14 protein-coding genes are annotated in these 15,392 nt (G+C 55.8%); 5 read left to right on the top strand and 9 right to left on the bottom strand.

Annotated elements, in window-relative coordinates; genetic code table 11:
* Positions 1 to 209 precede the first annotated feature (209 nt).
* A complete protein-coding gene (locus GZH47_RS15545) occupies positions 210 to 980 on the top strand; it encodes a YheC/YheD family protein (RefSeq protein WP_162640890.1) in 771 nt (256 codons plus the stop codon).
* Between the two features lie 310 nt (positions 981 to 1,290).
* Here GZH47_RS15545 and GZH47_RS15540 read toward each other — a convergent pair whose 3' ends face one another.
* The 4 genes from GZH47_RS15540 to GZH47_RS15525 all read right to left on the bottom strand — a co-directional run bounded on the left by GZH47_RS15540 (position 1,291) and on the right by GZH47_RS15525 (position 5,461).
* Positions 1,291 to 2,529: an MFS transporter gene (locus GZH47_RS15540; RefSeq protein ID WP_162640889.1), complete on the bottom strand. Its 1,239-nt coding sequence runs from the start codon at positions 2,527 to 2,529 to the stop codon at positions 1,291 to 1,293.
* Positions 2,517 to 3,293 (bottom strand): alkaline phosphatase family protein, encoded by a 777-nt coding sequence (locus GZH47_RS15535; RefSeq protein ID WP_162640888.1) that lies wholly within the window; start codon positions 3,291 to 3,293, stop codon positions 2,517 to 2,519. The genes GZH47_RS15540 and GZH47_RS15535 overlap by 13 nt, the downstream gene beginning before the upstream one ends.
* A 13-nt stretch (positions 3,294 to 3,306) precedes the next feature.
* Positions 3,307 to 4,071: a DeoR/GlpR family DNA-binding transcription regulator gene (locus GZH47_RS15530; protein ID WP_162640887.1), complete on the bottom strand. Its 765-nt coding sequence runs from the start codon at positions 4,069 to 4,071 to the stop codon at positions 3,307 to 3,309.
* Between the two features lie 208 nt (positions 4,072 to 4,279).
* Complete coding sequence (locus GZH47_RS15525; protein ID WP_162640886.1) at positions 4,280 to 5,461, bottom strand: GGDEF domain-containing protein; 1,182 nt, start codon at positions 5,459 to 5,461, stop codon at positions 4,280 to 4,282.
* A gap of 224 nt (positions 5,462 to 5,685) precedes the next feature.
* Here GZH47_RS15525 and GZH47_RS15520 point away from each other — a divergent pair, with 224 nt between their 5' ends.
* Entirely contained in the window at positions 5,686 to 5,955 is a 270-nt protein-coding gene (locus GZH47_RS15520) for a hypothetical protein (RefSeq protein WP_162640885.1), read from the top strand.
* 103 nt (positions 5,956 to 6,058) lie between these two features.
* On the opposite strand, the gene GZH47_RS15515 is transcribed toward GZH47_RS15520, so the two are convergent.
* The 3 genes from GZH47_RS15515 to GZH47_RS15505 all read right to left on the bottom strand — a co-directional run bounded on the left by GZH47_RS15515 (position 6,059) and on the right by GZH47_RS15505 (position 8,456).
* Positions 6,059 to 6,352: a transporter gene (locus GZH47_RS15515; RefSeq protein WP_162640884.1), complete on the bottom strand. Its 294-nt coding sequence runs from the start codon at positions 6,350 to 6,352 to the stop codon at positions 6,059 to 6,061.
* Between the two features lie 39 nt (positions 6,353 to 6,391).
* On the bottom strand, positions 6,392 to 6,811 hold the full coding sequence (locus GZH47_RS15510) for a hypothetical protein (RefSeq protein WP_162640883.1): 420 nt from the start codon (positions 6,809 to 6,811) through the stop codon (positions 6,392 to 6,394).
* Between the two features lie 256 nt (positions 6,812 to 7,067).
* Entirely contained in the window at positions 7,068 to 8,456 is a 1,389-nt protein-coding gene (locus GZH47_RS15505) for a glycosyl hydrolase (RefSeq protein WP_162640882.1), read from the bottom strand.
* Positions 8,457 to 8,634: 178 nt separating this feature from the next.
* Here GZH47_RS15505 and GZH47_RS15500 point away from each other — a divergent pair, with 178 nt between their 5' ends.
* On the top strand, positions 8,635 to 10,206 hold the full coding sequence (locus tag GZH47_RS15500; RefSeq protein WP_162640881.1) for an ABC-F family ATP-binding cassette domain-containing protein: 1,572 nt from the start codon (positions 8,635 to 8,637) through the stop codon (positions 10,204 to 10,206).
* A gap of 144 nt (positions 10,207 to 10,350) precedes the next feature.
* On the opposite strand, the gene GZH47_RS15495 is transcribed toward GZH47_RS15500, so the two are convergent.
* Positions 10,351 to 11,898: a malate:quinone oxidoreductase gene (locus tag GZH47_RS15495; protein ID WP_162640880.1), complete on the bottom strand. Its 1,548-nt coding sequence runs from the start codon at positions 11,896 to 11,898 to the stop codon at positions 10,351 to 10,353.
* A 403-nt stretch (positions 11,899 to 12,301) separates the two neighbouring features.
* Between GZH47_RS15495 and GZH47_RS15490 the strand changes: the two genes are divergently transcribed.
* Complete coding sequence (locus tag GZH47_RS15490; protein ID WP_162640879.1) at positions 12,302 to 13,264, top strand: D-2-hydroxyacid dehydrogenase; 963 nt, start codon at positions 12,302 to 12,304, stop codon at positions 13,262 to 13,264.
* 233 nt (positions 13,265 to 13,497) lie between these two features.
* Positions 13,498 to 14,499 carry an iron-hydroxamate ABC transporter substrate-binding protein gene (locus tag GZH47_RS15485; protein WP_162640878.1) on the top strand — a complete coding sequence of 334 codons (1,002 nt, stop codon included), beginning with the start codon at positions 13,498 to 13,500 and terminating at the stop codon, positions 14,497 to 14,499.
* Between the two features lie 133 nt (positions 14,500 to 14,632).
* Here the strand turns inward: GZH47_RS15485 and GZH47_RS15480 are convergent, their stop codons facing one another.
* On the bottom strand, positions 14,633 to 15,301 hold the full coding sequence (locus tag GZH47_RS15480) for a phytanoyl-CoA dioxygenase family protein (RefSeq protein WP_162640877.1): 669 nt from the start codon (positions 15,299 to 15,301) through the stop codon (positions 14,633 to 14,635).
* Positions 15,302 to 15,392: the final 91 nt, after the last annotated feature.

Below are 15,392 nucleotides of genomic sequence, written 5' to 3'. Positions count from 1 at the left end.
ATTCCTCCTAATTTGGGTTGTCCAGTAATCGGGAAAAGCTGTTATTAAGTATACAGAAATATTACATCAGATGTAAACTAAACAATTGCTCCGAAACAAGTTCTTTTTAAATAAAATGACCCGTTCCCGGGCCGACCATGACAGCTGCCGTGCCTTTTCTTGCAGGGGATAAGTAATCTATCCCGAGAGGCGCGAAGGAGAGGAACTGGATGCGTAGAAGAGGCGTAGGCAGCCGCAGCATGTCGGTTAAGAGCAAATGGACGAAGACGAAATGGTTATGGTCGGACCGCGTATTGAGACGGTACGTGCCGGATACGATGCGATTCACCCGTTCGTCGCTGAAGGAGATGACCGGCCGCTATAAGACGGTGTATTTCAAACCGACGGGCGGAACGGGCGGCAACGGCATTGCGCGCGTTAAGCGGCTGACCTCCCGGAAGTTTCAGGTGAAGAAGGACGTAAGCTCATTCGAGGTATCTTCGAGCGCCCTGTTCGGCCGTTTGAAGCGGATCGCGCGCGGCCGGAGTTACTTGCTCCAGAAGGGAATCGCCCTGGAAACCTCGGGAGGCAGACCATTCGACCTGCGAATGATGATGCAGAAGACGAAGGCCGGGAAATGGGTGCCTTCCTTGCTGTTCGTCAAGCTGGGCAAACCGAACAAAGTCGTCACGAACTATCATCAAGGCGGCAAGCTTGCGTACGTGGAGCAGACGCTGCGCCGTACGGGCTGCAGCGCGCCGCAGATCGAACGATATAAAAAGCGGCTGAAGAAGCTTGGCATGCAGACGGCCCGCTGCTTCGACCGTCGCAGCAAGAAGTTTAAGGAACTTGGCCTCGACATCGCGCTTGACCGTAAGGGACGGCTGTGGATTCTGGAAGTGAACACGCGGCCGAGCTTCAGCGCGTTGAAGTCGCTTGCCGACAAAAATTATTACCGGACCATTGTCCGATATGGGAAACAGTACGGTCGAACGAGATAGGCGATCGCGCGCAGGACGTTCTATTCTTCACTTATAAGCTGTCCGTAATCTGCCGATTGCGTTGGGAATTAATTTGCAAGTTTCAGAGGGGCCTAATACGGATTTGATTATACGTATCCGAAGTCAGTCGGCATGTATAAGCGTTATTGAGGGTAACTGCGAGTGTTTGCGGCGGTAAGAGGGGGGGACTTGAATAAGAAAAAGGGATTCCGGCCGCGCTCGGTGCGGCGCGGCTAGACTCCCCATGAAGAAGGTCGGCTTTCGGTCGGCTCTTCTTGCCGATGCTGTTAGAGCAAGTAGTTCCGAATGCCTATGCTTCCTGTCCGGCTTTCGCAATGAACCGGTGCCAGCGCTTCGTGCAGAAGGCGCACAGGATGACGCCCGCCAATGCCATGGCGCACCAGACGACGATCGTTATTTCCCAGCCGAATCGCCCGCTCATTGCCGCGATGCCGTAGATGGATCCGGCGCTGCCGAGATAGGTGAACGCGTTAAGAATGCCCGATATCGTGGCTACCTTGCCGAATTTGGCGAAATGCACGGGCAGCAGGCTGATCAGCATCAAATTAATGCCATGCATACAGCCTGTCAGGCATGCCATCAGCGCGATGCCGATTATGGCGTTTGCGTTATACAAGGCGATCAATAAGCCGGCCGTGACCAATGCGGCGGCCCAGAAGAGCGTCGCGGTACGGACTTCGTTCTGCAGGATGCGCTGAACGAAGGAAGCGGCCGATACGCTGATAATCGTGAACGCGGGCAGGACGGCCGTGCTCAGGATGGAGAAGGAATTGCCCAGGCCGAAGTTATCGTCGATGAAGGTCGGCATCCATGTCGTTATGCCGTCCCGCAGCGCGCCCTGCAAGACAATGGCCGCTATAATCGGCAAGAGACCCGACGCGAAGATGAGCGGAACGGCCTTCCCCGATGCTTGCTCCGTGACGGGATTCATAGCGCCGCCCGATGACTGCGACGGGAATTTGCGCGCGCCTGCAAACCAGATGCCGGCGACCAGTAAGGACAGGCCGGCCGGAATCGCGAAGGACATCCGCCAGCCGGAGAGGACGATGCATAGCGGGACGAGCAAGTAGACGCCGATCGTGCCGGCGGATGCTGCCGCGACGACGCCGACGCTCGCATTGTTGTAGGCTTCGCGCGACAAGGTTTGCGTCATGATCCGCACGAGGGGAGGCCATAGCATCGCTTGAAACAAGCCGTTAAAACACCAAATAACGGTGATGAGATAGATGTTGCCCGTATTGGCAACGGCGAGGTTAAGCAATGCGGTCGCAACAAGCCCGGACGCGATCATGTGCCTGGGCGGCAAGCGGTCGCCGATTAACCCGAATATCGGCTGCCCGATGCCGTAGGCGATGAAGCTGCCGATCAAGGCCATGCCGGCAAGCGAATTGGATACGCGCAGCGAGTCCGCGATTTCGGAGATGGCCGCTCCGTAATTCAGCCGGGTCATGTAGCTCGTAAAATAAACAAGGCAGCAAAGCGAGCTGAAGATGAAGGATTGACGGGGCGACAACTTTACAGCAGGCATCGGCCTTCCCAATCTTTATTGCTCGGCACGCCGTTCAGCTTCGCAATGGTCGGCGCGAGATCAAGGATGCTTGCCTGTCGGATCGCGGTTCCGGGCAGCATCGATCGGCTCTTGATGAATATAGGAATCGTCATATCCTCCGGCATCGTCGTCCCATGCGTGCGGTCATGCCCGCCGTGGTCCGCGGTTACGATAACGGCGTATTCCGGCGGCAAGGCGCGAACGATTCGCTCGATGGATGCCCACGATGCATAGACCGACTTCAGGTAGGCGTCGGACATCCAGCCGTGCTTGTGGCCGATTTCGTCCACGAGGCCCAAATACAAGAAAGCGAAGTCGGGCAAATGCCCGCCTACGTATTGAATAGCTTGATCGGTCAACATGTCATTGGATGCTTCGTAGGTATGGGCATTGCCGGCGATGAAGCAGCTGTAGGCCAGTGATTCGGGACGGGTTAGATCGCGGAGCTGCTCCCAATTGTAGAACATGGCGCATGTCCGCTGATAAGCATGCAGCTGCTCGCAAAGTCCGGCAATAGGACGGACCTGGGGCGTGTACACGTTATCCAGAATGCCGTGGCGCTCAGACGGAACGCTGTGGAACAACGACATATGGCAAGGCAGGGTTACGCTGGGCATAATCGTCGTCGCTTGCAGCGTATGAGCCGCCGACGCCTTCAACTCCTCGATAAAGGGATGACCGCAAGCGGACAATGCATCGGGACGCATCCCGTCAACCAAGATCAGCAATACTTTTTCGTTCATCGCGCACACTCCTCTAGTGATTAATTATTTGCAAGGATTGTTTCTGGTACAGAGCGAGTACATGTCCGGGAAGCTGGCTGTCCGTGATGATCTTGAAGGACGGCGAAAGGTCGCACAGCTTGATCGTGGCAGCCGTTTCGAATTTCGTGCTGTCGGCCAGCATGAAGACTTCGCCGGCGTTGCGCATGTACGCCCGCTGAATTTCAAACAGCTCGTGCACGAATTCGCTTGCGCCGTTCTTGAGCGAGATGGCGGAGGGGAAGATGAAGGCTTTCGAATAGTGAAGCCGATGAATCGCGTCCAATGCCAGATGCCCGTAGAACGCCCTCTCGTCCTTGAGGTATCTCCCTCCGATCTGAATCAGCTCGAAGCCTTCCGCGTCGCTGAAGCAGCCGAACACTTCCGGAGAATTCGTGATAATCGTAAGCCGGCGGAACCTTTTCTTGATGACAGCCGCCAGTTCCATAGCCGTGCTGCCGGAATCGATGGCGATCGTGTCATGCTCGTTAATATACCGCGCGGCAATATCGGCGAGCTGGGTTTTCATCGCTTTATTCTCGGCTATGCGCGTTTCCAGCTTGGCGAACGGCTTGCGCTGTTTCTTGGAAACGGCCCCGCCATGCACGCGCGACAGCGCCTGCTGCTTCTCAAGATGCGCCAAATCGCGACGCACGGTTTCGATGGAGACGCCGAACAGCTCCATCAGCTCGGCAACCGTAATCGATGATTGCTTTTCCAGAAGCTCTGCGATTGCCGCATATCTCTCATTTGCGAACAAAATCCAACCAACTCCAATTAAATCAACATAAATGCACAAACAAAGCATAGAATCTATCCCTACCGGTTGTCAAGAAGATAATGGGTATCGCGAAAAAGGACAAAAAATAGAGCCGAGGCACCGCCCTGAACAGGGTGATGCTTCGGCTCTATTCGAACGGCAGACTGCTTGTCTATCCCGGGCGGGGTCTCTCCCCGGCTGCTTCCGGTCAGGACGAGATCGCGCCTTGCTCGGCAAACCGGCCGCGAAACACGCCGTTTCGTCCGTTGCGTTTCGCGGTGTAGAGGGCTTTATCGCAAAAGGCGTACAGGCTCTCCATCTGCGTTCCCGCATCGGGAACGATCGTAAGGACGCCGATGCTGATGGAATAGGTAACGGGGAGGCCATGAATCGTCGCTCCCGTAAGTACCTTCTTGATGCGCTCGGCCGCTTCATTGGACGCCGTCTCGTCCATGCCGGGCAGCAGCAGTCCGAATTCATCGCCTCCGTAGCGAACGAACAAATCGTCGCGCCCCAGATCGCGCTTAATGCGCGAAGCGAGATCCTGCAGCACATGATCGCCGGCGTCATGGCCGTACGTATCGTTAATGGCTTTAAACCAGTCAATGTCGAACAACAGATAAGAGAGCGGCATCCCCCTCTTGGCATGGTCGGCGAGACACTGGTCCGCTTGAAGGGCGAACGTTCTGCGGTTCAAGGCGCCCGTCAAATCGTCGCGGCTGGCCAATCGGATTAATTCTTGATTGGTTTGCTCCTTCAATAACAGGACGAATCCCATATTCAGCATGATGGAGACGAGGTAGAGGGCCAATAACGAGATTAACTGATACATCCCCGTCTTATAATAGCTGGTCGAAGCGTCGGTCAGAAGGGCGATCATGCCTCTGATCAGCGTCGATGCGAATAACAGGAGATAGAGACTGCCCATCATGCGCATGAGCAAGGAGCGGTTTCTCCCCAGCGCTATCCGGCATGTCGGCAGGATGAGCAGCGCGATGACGACGGAGCAGTAGGCAATTCGGAGCTTTTCTTGGTTGTCGAAGAGAATGATCAGCTGAAAACCGATAATGCCGAGAGCGGTATAGACTAGGTATCTCCGCTTGGTTTGGGGCTGCAGTTCGTGCAGGAGCGTTAGCAGGGCGATCACTTCCAGCGAAGCCCCGATCAGCATCGCCGAATTCCCGACCGAGACGGAGAGGAAACTCGGAATCCCCCCGCGTAAAATCATCAAGCACCAGGCCGCGGTTTGGATGCATTTGGATACGAAGAAGATTTTGACGGCTGAAGCTTGTATATGATCCTGCCAATAGGCGCTAATCATAATTAATGAGAATACGTATCCGATTCCAAGCGAAAGCAGAATCGCCTTTGAATCCATGAGTAAAGTCATGATGAGCCACCAGCTTTAGGTAAATTTTTCATTTACTCTAATTATAAAGCAGGCGGTCATGTCGTGCTTTGTTTTTTTGTGCAACTAAATATACGAAAGGATCAAGTGTGGCAGCAGCCGGTTGCGGCGCCGGTGCCGGCGCTCTAATTGTCACGGCTCGCGGTGCCGAACTGCGGCCGGATACGTTATACTAGGTTTAAAACGATATTCGGGGTGATCCGTCCATGTTCGGCAACAAAAATACGCAAGTATCCGAGCCGGCCGCGCCAGTAAGGGAAGTGCCGGTGTATACCGTTCACTCGCTGCCGCGTTCCTATGAAATCTTGTGCTCGGTCTATACCAGCAGAGTAGCCAACGGTACGCCCCTTCATGTGCTGCAGCAGCTTGGCCGCGCCGGCGGAACGATTCCGGAGTGCGATGCGGTCATCGGCATGCTGATCGTTCCTGCCGTGGGCTCCGTGAATGCCTACGGCACGGCGATCCGCTACGTGTAATTCAGCGTTGGAAGACGACAAAGACCGGAAGCCCTTGCCGGCCGCAGTTTGCGGCAGCAAGGGCTTCCGGTCTTTCATCGGTTAACAGGCAAATGATAACGAATCAGACGCAAGTAAACGCGTCAATCCGCTGCAGGTCGATGCCGGTGAACATCCAGAAGAAGCCGTTCCACCGGAAGCCCGCGACGGACGTCCGGCCGACGAAGGTCGGGAAGAACCAGAAGCCGGCTCCGCTGCGCGGCCAAATGTACGTCATGCGGAACATGCAGCGCGAAATGGCGCCCGGATCGACGGCAAGCGTCGACGCGCTAAGCGGCTTCGGGGGAACCGCTTGCGGCGGCGGCGAGGACGGAGGCGACTGCGCGCCTTGCGGTCCGGTTGGAGGCATGAAAGCCATGCTGATCACTCCTTTGTAAGTTGACTGCCCGCGGGTTTCTTAGAGCAGCGAGATGGCTAGCAGGTTAAACAGTACCAACGGCAATACATAGTTGTTGTTGAAACCGAAACCGGGAGCGGGCGGGCCCGGGAAGAATCCGCGGTGGCCGTACTCATTGTTGAGGCAGATGACGAGAATGCCTTTGTCGCAATGGACGATATGTCCTTCGAAGACGTCGCCGTCCATCATCTCCACCTTTACAAGCCGATGCATATGACCCGTGCACAGCCCGTGAAGATGATCGTGGACGTTACGCAGCGTTTGATGAATCTTGTCGTCGCATTGATAGATCGGTTTCATTTCGTGATGTCCGTGATGTCCGTGATGTCCGTGATGTCCGTGATGTCCATGATGAGCCGATTTCACTTCTTGATTAACCGGCTTCGTCTCTTGCGGGGCCGTGTTGTTCTTTGAATTCATGGTTGGAAAACCTCCATTGTAAACATGATTCATCCTATGCAGAAGCCCAGCTAGGCGTTACTGGCGTTCCGGGAGCCGAAGGAGAATGGAGGAACCGTGCTGCAGGAAAACATGCCCCTGGATGCCCCGTGTGCCAATACCAGCCGCCGCAACGAAGAAAGGAGCGCGATCGAGTGGATTCTCGTTCGCGCTCCTTTTGATAGGGGCTATCCTGTAGTTGCTATTAACCGCCGAGGCGTTACGGATAGAAAGAAGCTTATGCCTGTCCGAAATGTCTCCAATCCGGCAGACGGTCAAGCGTGATGCAGTAGGGATGGCTGTAAACCTTCTTCAGCTGCTCATCCGTCGTCGATTTACCCTCGGTCACGAAGCCTTCGCCCCACGTCATATACCACAGCCAAGCGGTGCGGCCCGCCTGGAGCAGATCCGGATCGGGAATCGAGCCGTTCTCGCCGAGAGCAACCAGCTTCTTGCCTCCGGCCAGCGCATCGACGTGCTCGTAGGGCTTGCGCAACGGACCGTAGTTGCCGGATGGCGCGTAAATGTCGCAGCTGTCGATATCGGTCTCGCCTTCGCCCGGGTACCACTCCGCGACCGAGGAGTTCCAGACCCAGATCAGGTTGTTCAGCTGATGCAAATTGGTGAAACGGTCGTACATGAGACGCCACAATTGCTTGCACGGCTCTGCGCCGAACGCGCCCCACCAGAACCACGCGCCGTCCGCTTCGTGCAGCGGCCGCCACAGCACGGGCACGTTCCGGTCGCGCAGCTTCTTCAACTGCTCCGCGACGTAATCCATGTCCGCGAGCAGCAGCTCGTGTTCCTTCGTCCCCGGCTTAAGCGCCAGCGGGAGAATGAAATCGGTGTTCTTCGTATAAAAGGTCTTGTCCTTGCCGCCCGTAGGCGCGTACCAGTGCCACGTCATGGTAACGATGCCATTATGGACCGTCGTCCACTCGATCGCCGTCTCGACGGAGCCTTTGTTTTCCTCGATTTCGAGCAGCTTGTGGTCTGTCGGATCGGCGGTTTCGGTCGCGTGCGAATAGCTGAGCAGATCAAAGCCGCGAATAGCCGGCTGCTTGCCTGTTACGTTGCGAATATATGTAAATTCCTTCGCGGGGGAGAACGACGAAGCCGTATGCTGGCCGGTAACGATGTGTTTCCCGAACAAGCTGTTCAAGTAGTTCCAGAGCGCGACCGTTTCCGCCGACGCGTTCGGGTTAATGAGCGGACGCGGTTCGCGGCCGAGCACGGGCGCCTCGGCATCGGTCAGCTGAAAGCTGTCCACATCGACGCCCTCTCCCCAAGACTTCAACAGCGCCAGCGTATGTGCGCCTGCTTGGAGGTAAACGGTGCATTGGCGTTCGGTTACGAAGCCTTCCGTGGCGTGGGAAATTACTTCGCCGTAGCTGTTTCCATCGATCAGAATGACGTTCCTGCGGTAGCCGTCGGTCACGGAGTAGCGAACGTTCAGATCATAGAAGCCATCCTCCGGAACCTGAATGTCCACTTCGACCCGGTCTCCGTCCTTGCTGGAACCTTGTACGTAACCGCTTCCGGAAAATCCCGGCGTTTCGGAAACGATTTCAAGTCCGGTTAATCGGCCTTCTTCGGCTTGCACGATGATTGCGCTGTTTGTCCTCAAGTACGGTTCCTCCCATAGTCGGATGAATTCGCATGGACTCTTCGATGCTGCAAAGTCCAGCTATTCCTAATATACATGGATTGCTGGAATTTTTGTACCGTTTCCCCGAACGGGGATGCGGGCGGATTCCGTTCTAATGGTATAATTGGGCGAGACATGGAACGAGAAGGGTGATTGCATGAGCGTAATTCGGCTAGAGAACGTCACGAAGAAATATGAGGACGCCCTGATCTTCCGCGAAATTTATTTTCGCGTAGCGCAAGGGGAACGAATCGGCCTGATCGGACGAAACGGCGCCGGCAAATCGACGGTGTTCAAGCTTATCATGGGCAAGGAAGAACCGACGTCGGGTAAAGTGGAGGTCGACCCGCAGGTGAAGATCGGCTACTTCTCCCAGTTCTCCGAGCTGAGCGGGAGCTTGTCGGTCCAGCAAGAGCTGGAGATGTGCTTCGAGCAGGTCGCGCTGATCGAACGGGAGCTGCAGCAGGTCGGAGAGCAGCTGGGCACTGTCGATAACGACGGCGAAATGGAGCGGCTGCTCGCGAGGCAGGCGGAGTTGTTCGAGCAGATGGAACACTTGGACGGCTGGAACGTCTCCGTCGAGATCAACACGGTGCTGACGAAGCTCGGCTTCAACGACCGGTCGCGCCATCAGCCGATCGACGAGCTGTCGGGAGGCTGGCGTAACCGCGCCGCGCTGGCGAAAATGCTGATCGAGCTGCCCGACGTGGTCCTGCTCGACGAGCCGACGAACTATTTGGATATCGAAGGCATCGCTTGGCTGGAGCAGTGGCTGTACCGATTCAAAGGCGCCATGATTCTGGTCTCGCATGACCGGCAGTTTATCGACAAAGTCGTGACCAAGACGATCGAGATCGAGAACTATCACTTCCAGGAGTACGAGGGGAATTACACCGATTACATCCGCAAGAAGAAAATGCGCAAGAAGGAGCTGGACCGCCAGTTCGAGTGGGAGGAAGAACTGCTTCTCATGGAGGCGGAGGCGATCGACACCCGCGCGAGCCGCAAGTCGTCCAAAGACCGGCTGTCCCGCAAGCTGGCCGACAACAAGAAGCGGATCGAGCCGCACCCGGTCAATGTGCTGATCACGGATATTTACGAACGGCTGCGGTTTCCGGACAAGCTGTGCGAAGTGAAAGGAATCGGGCAGACGTACGAGGGCCGGCAGATCTTCCGGAACGTCAGCTTCGACATCCAGAAGGAAGACCGTCTGGTCATCACGGGGCCGAACGGAAGCGGGAAGTCCACGCTCATCAAGGCGTTAACGGGTCAGGAGAAGCCCGAATCCGGCACGGTCATCTGGGAGAGAGGCGTCGAGTACGCGTACTTTAACCGGATGTGGGAAGAGCTCGATCCGAAGGATACCGTCAGCCATGCGGTCAATACGTACGGGCTCGGGCTGGATGCGCCGCGTAAGAAGGTGAACAAGTTCCTGTCCATGCTTCAATTCTCGGAGGCGGATTTAAGCAAATTCATCGGCAATCTGTCCGGCGGCCAGAAGGCGCGGGTAGCGCTGGCGAAATGCCTCCTCTCGGGAGCGGCCGTCATTATTCTGGACGAGCCGACGAACCATCTGGACCTGACGAGCATCCAGGTGATGGAACAGGCGCTCATTCATTTTCCCGGCGCGGTCGTGACGGTCAGCCATGACCGGTTCTTTATCGATAAGATCGGCACGAAGATGCTGACCTTCGACCCGGAGAACGGCGTTAGCGAGCAAAATCTATAGAACAGGGCCAAACGCCGCCCCGCGGCGAATGAGCCCAATTGAAACAGCGGCAGCCATGGAAGGGAATATCCCCGTCCTGGCTGCCGCTGTTTATGGTGTGCAAGATATGCAAGTCTATTAAACGCGCGATGGCGTACGTATTGCTTAGGATACGGTCCGGCGTGCGTTGTCCGCCGACGAATTATCGCCGTGGCCATCTCCGTTGGACTCGTCGTCGCCTAGACCAAGCGAACGCGTCGTTGCGATATGGTTTTCTTGGATAAGCTCCGGATTCTTCAACAGCGACATGCCGTAAGAAGGAATCATGTCGATGATCTTAGGCTCCCAGAATTTAATATGCTGCGGGAAGCATTTTCGGATGACTTCCAGCATGACGGAAACGGCGGTGGAAGCGCCCGGAGAAGCGCCGAGCAACGCGGCGATCGAGCCGTCCGCTGCGCTGATGACTTCCGTGCCGAATTGCAGCGTTCCTTTGCCTGCAGCCGTATCTTTGATAATTTGCACGCGCTGGCCGGCTACGAGAATATTCCAATCCTCGCTCTTGGCATTCGGAACAAAGTCCCGCAACGCTTCCATGCGCTTTTCTTTCGACAGCATGACCTGTTTGATCAGGTAGGTCGTCAGCGGCATGTTCTTCACGCCGGCGGCCATCATCGTGACGAGATTATGCGGTTTGACGGAAGTGATCAGATCGAACATGGAACCGTACTTCAGGAACTTCGGCGAGAAGCCGGCAAACGGCCCGAAGAGCAGCGATTCCTTGTTGTCGATTACCCGGGTGTCCAGATGCGGCACGGACATCGGAGGCGCGCCGACCGGTGCTTGACCGTATACTTTCGCGCGATGCTGCGCAACGATAGCCGGGTCCTGACACACCATGAACAGTCCGCTTACCGGGAAACCGCCGACGCCTTTCCCCTCGGAAATGCCGGATTTCTGCAGCAAATGCAGACTTCCGCCGCCGCCGCCGATGAATACGAACTTCGCCGTGCGACGTTCTACGGTACCGTTCGCGAGATTGCGGACTTTCAGTTCCCAGGAGCCGTCGCTGGTACGTTTAATATCATCTACGTTTTGATTGTATTTAATGTCGACGTTCTTCGTCTTCAAGTGGTCGAACATCATGCGCGTCAATGCGCCGAAGTTGACATCCGTTCCGGATTCGCTTCTCGTTGCCGCCATCGGGCCGTTGATCGCGCGGTCCTTCATCATCAGCGGAACCCATTCCTTCAGCTTCTCCGGATCTTCGGTATATTCCATCCCGTGGAACAACGGATTGCCCGACAACGCCTCGAACCGTTTCCGCAGGAACTTGACGTCCTTCTCCCCTTGCACGAAGCTCATATGAGGCACGGGCACGATGAAGTCGCGCGGATTGGAAATCAGATTGCTGTTGACCAGATAAGACCAGAACTGCCTCGATACTTGGAATTCTTCGTTGACTTTGATCGCTTTGCTGATATCTATGGATCCGTCCGGTTTCTCAACGGTGTAGTTAAGCTCGCATAATGCAGAGTGTCCCGTTCCCGCGTTGTTCCACTCGTTGGAACTCTCTTCGCCTGCCGTCGCGCGTCGCTCCAGCACGGTGATTTCCCAGCTCGGCGCTAGTTCCTTCAGTAATGATCCGAGCGTAGCGCTCATGATGCCGGCGCCGATTAAGATAACATCTGTCTTCGTCTCTAGATTGCTCATATATACCATCCTTATACCCTATGATTTGCAGAAAGGATGTAGGCGATCATGCTTAAGGCGCCATAGCAACTAGGGCGCGATCTGGTCAAACATCTTTTCTGGTTTTCTGGATCCATTCTTTCTCCTAGTGTATCACTATTAGATATAGATTAAAATAATCGCGGTTGTGCTTATCCCGTTTTTTTGTTTCCGAAACTTCCACTTCCTATCACCCTTGGCATAAATATTCCTGAAACGATAGCGGCCAGATCGGACGCGCCGCGCGGACGCATTGAACAATTCCCATGAACGACGTATACTGCGAATCAGAACGATATCTCGAAAATAACCAGCGGAGCAGAATGTGACGAAATTGCAACTTGGACGGGTGAATCCGCTTACACACGAGGAGGTCTATCATTCCATGAGAAAGATGCTATGTTTAGACATGTTCACGGCGGAACAGCAGGCTGCTATTCGGCAGGCCGTACCGCAGGATGTATCGGTCGTGTTCGGCCGGGCGTCGGAGCTGGAGGATCGACAATATCAGGAAGCGGAAATTATTTTCGGCTGGAACGCGAAGGTGAAAGAAACGGCGATGCGGGAGGACGCCAAGCTGCGCTGGGTGCAAAGCTGGTCGTCCGGGATCGATAATTTGCCGCTGGACATGCTGGAGTCACGCGGAATCCTGCTGACCGATGCCAGCGGGGTACATGCCCGTTCGGTATCCGAGACGGCCGTCGCCATGATGCTCGGGCTGTCGCGCGGCATTGCCTCCGCGGTTCGCAATCAGCGGACAGGCCTATGGGAGAGCCCGAAGACGCTGGCCGAGATGAATGGCGGCACGGTCGCGATCGTCGGCGCCGGGGAGATCGGCCGCGAGGTGGCGAGGCTCGCGCGCGCGTTCGAGATGCGCGTCGTCGCCGTCCGCCGTTCGGGCGGCTCCATGCCCGAAGCGGACGCCGTCTACGACATGTCCCGGCTTGACGATGCGCTCCGAGAGGCCGACTATGTCGTGAACATTCTGCCGCTCACGAAGGAGACGAGGCATGTGTTCCATGCCGAGCGGTTCGCCGCCATGAAGAGCAGCGCGTATTTCATTAACGTCGGGCGCGGCGCCACCGTGCGGACGGAAGATTTGGTCGAAGCGCTGGATAAGGGCGTGATCGCAGGCGCCGGACTCGACGTGTTCGAGCAGGAGCCGCTTCCCGCCGACCACCCGCTGTGGGCGATGCCGAACGTGATTATGACGCCGCATAACGCCGGCGGGTTGACCGTTCGCAATACGGAGCGGCTCGTGAAGCTGTTCGTCTCGAATGTGGGGATTTACTTGTCCGGGGACGCATCCAATCTGCGGAATTTGGTGGACTATCGGAAGAAGTATTAAGGGTTTAAGCGTTCAGGCAGCGTAAGAAAGAAGATAATTTATCGAACAAGCATCCCGGGCAGCGTTCCGGGATGCTTGTTTGCTGTCGTCTAGTCGCGTTGTTCCCGTGCTATTCCAAGATGCCGCGTGAAAATCGTCATTGACAGCCAGGAGGTAACTATTTATATTTATGTTGATATTGATAATCATTATCATTAAATTCGGCGGTAGTCCGTACATAAGGGGAGTTAAGCATGAAGAGAACGTTATTGATTCCGGTTATTTTGGCGATGGCGGTTGTATTGGGCGCTTGCGTCAACAAGGCGACGAACAACGCCGCGAACAACACGGCAGCGAACACCGCGACTAACGGCGCAGCGAACGGTGCGACGAGCAACGGCGCGGCAGCGCAGAACGACAATGCCGCTTCCGAAGAAGCATCCGGCACGATTACGTACGCCTCCGAGACCGGAGACGTTCAAGTTCCGGCAAACCCGCAGCGTATCGTCGCGCTGACGAATGCGCCGAATGTCATCTCGCTGGGCGGCAAGCTGGTCGGGGTGGACGAATGGACGAATAAGAACCCGCTGTTTACGGATAAACTCGCCGGCGTCCAAGTCGTATCGGACAGCGATCTGGAGAAGATCGTCGAGCTGGACCCGGACTTGATCATCGGCAGCCCGGATTCGAAGAATCTCGCTAAGCTCAAAGAGATCGCTCCTACTGTCGTTTATACATGGGGCAAGCTGGACTACTTGAATCAGCAGCTGGAAATCGGCAAATTGCTGAACAAAGAGAAGGAAGCGCAGGCGTGGATGGATGATTTCAAACAGCGCGCGAATGCGATTGGCAAGGAAGTGAAAGCGAAGATCGGCGAGAACGCAACCGTGTCGGTGTTCGAGACCGATTCCAGGAGCTTCTACGTCTTCGGCGACGCCTGGGCGCGCGGTACGGAAGTGCTGTATCAGACGATGGGTCTGAAAATGCCGGAGAAGGTCAAAGCGGATACGCTGAGCGAGGGCTATCATACGCTTTCGTCCGAAGTGCTCTCCCAATATGCCGGCGATTGGATCGTGCTCAGCAGAAGCACGGCAGCCGACAATTCGTTCATGAATACGGACTCGTGGAAGAACATTCCGGCCGTTAAGAACAACCATGTGATCGTGATCGATACCGAGGCATCGACCTATAGCGATCCAACTACGCTCGAATACCTGTTGAATATTTTCAAGGAAGCTTTCCTTGGCAGCAAATAAGCGTCTCGCTCTCGCTTAAGCCCGATCGGCATGCGACAACGACAAAGAATAAGACCGAATCCCCGGCTGGGGTTCGGTCTTTCGCAGTTATTGTGCCGCTAATGATAGGGAGCAACGACGCTAGGCTCGCTGTCTATTCCAATTCGAAAGCAGCCTCGGCCCATCCGTACTCGGGATCCGGCTGGGTGCCGTCCTTGTACGTGGAAATCAGCGCCCAGCGGTCGGTGCCGGAACGGTTCGGATAGGAGGCATGAAGCAGCAAGTCGTGGAAGACGATAGCGTCACCCTTGGCAGCCGGGAAATCGACGATGCGCGACGCATCGATATCCGTTTCATCTAGACGGTAGATGAAGCCGTTGTCGTCCGCGACTTCCCCGTCGTGGCTGGCGGCCGACACATGGGAGCCGGGAAGAACGCGCAGGCAGCCATTGGCTGCGTCGGCATCGTCCAGCGCGATCCATACCGACAGCTTATGACTTCCATGCCAATACGAATAATCTTGATGCCAGGGCGATCCGAAATCCGTGCTCGCGTTCTTGAAGACGAGCTTGTCGTTCATGAACATGACGGACGACCCGATGATGGCTTTCAATACCCGTGCCAGCTCCGGTGCCCGCGCCGCTTCCTTGAACAACGGACTTTCCGCGGTCAATCCGAGAAACACGCCGCTCTTGTCGACGGCATGCCTTGCCATGATTGCAGCCGCCTCGGCTTTCAGCGCGTCTGCTTCCTCCGGTGTGTAAAGCTGCTTCAGAATGACGTACCCTTGCTGCTCGAACGTTTCTTTCGTGGATGGCTCCAAGTTCGTCTCCTCCTTATCGTCTCCCAAAAGGTGGTCCCCTGTATATTTTAAAGCGTTTTCGTGCGGAAAAACATGGCTGCCGCGAAAATTC

It is taken from the genome of Paenibacillus rhizovicinus, assembly GCF_010365285.1.
GTDB lineage: Bacteria > Bacillota > Bacilli > Paenibacillales > Paenibacillaceae > Paenibacillus_Z > Paenibacillus_Z rhizovicinus.
The sequence above is the reverse complement of the archived record's forward strand: the minus strand, read 5'-3'. Positions and strand labels throughout refer to the sequence as shown.

Coding starts and splice junctions, on each gene's coding strand:
- GZH47_RS15545 (WP_162640890.1), top strand. CDS start 210: ATGCGTAGAAGAGGCGTAGGCAGCCGCAGCATGTCGGTTAAGAGCAAA.
- GZH47_RS15540 (WP_162640889.1), bottom strand. CDS start 2,529: ATGCCTGCTGTAAAGTTGTCGCCCCGTCAATCCTTCATCTTCAGCTCG.
- GZH47_RS15535 (WP_162640888.1), bottom strand. CDS start 3,293: ATGAACGAAAAAGTATTGCTGATCTTGGTTGACGGGATGCGTCCCGAT.
- GZH47_RS15525 (WP_162640886.1), bottom strand. CDS start 5,461: ATGACTTTACTCATGGATTCAAAGGCGATTCTGCTTTCGCTTGGAATC.
- GZH47_RS15520 (WP_162640885.1), top strand. CDS start 5,686: ATGTTCGGCAACAAAAATACGCAAGTATCCGAGCCGGCCGCGCCAGTA.
- GZH47_RS15515 (WP_162640884.1), bottom strand. CDS start 6,352: ATGGCTTTCATGCCTCCAACCGGACCGCAAGGCGCGCAGTCGCCTCCG.
- GZH47_RS15510 (WP_162640883.1), bottom strand. CDS start 6,811: ATGAATTCAAAGAACAACACGGCCCCGCAAGAGACGAAGCCGGTTAAT.
- GZH47_RS15500 (WP_162640881.1), top strand. CDS start 8,635: ATGAGCGTAATTCGGCTAGAGAACGTCACGAAGAAATATGAGGACGCC.
- GZH47_RS15495 (WP_162640880.1), bottom strand. CDS start 11,898: ATGAGCAATCTAGAGACGAAGACAGATGTTATCTTAATCGGCGCCGGC.
- GZH47_RS15490 (WP_162640879.1), top strand. CDS start 12,302: ATGAGAAAGATGCTATGTTTAGACATGTTCACGGCGGAACAGCAGGCT.
- GZH47_RS15485 (WP_162640878.1), top strand. CDS start 13,498: ATGAAGAGAACGTTATTGATTCCGGTTATTTTGGCGATGGCGGTTGTA.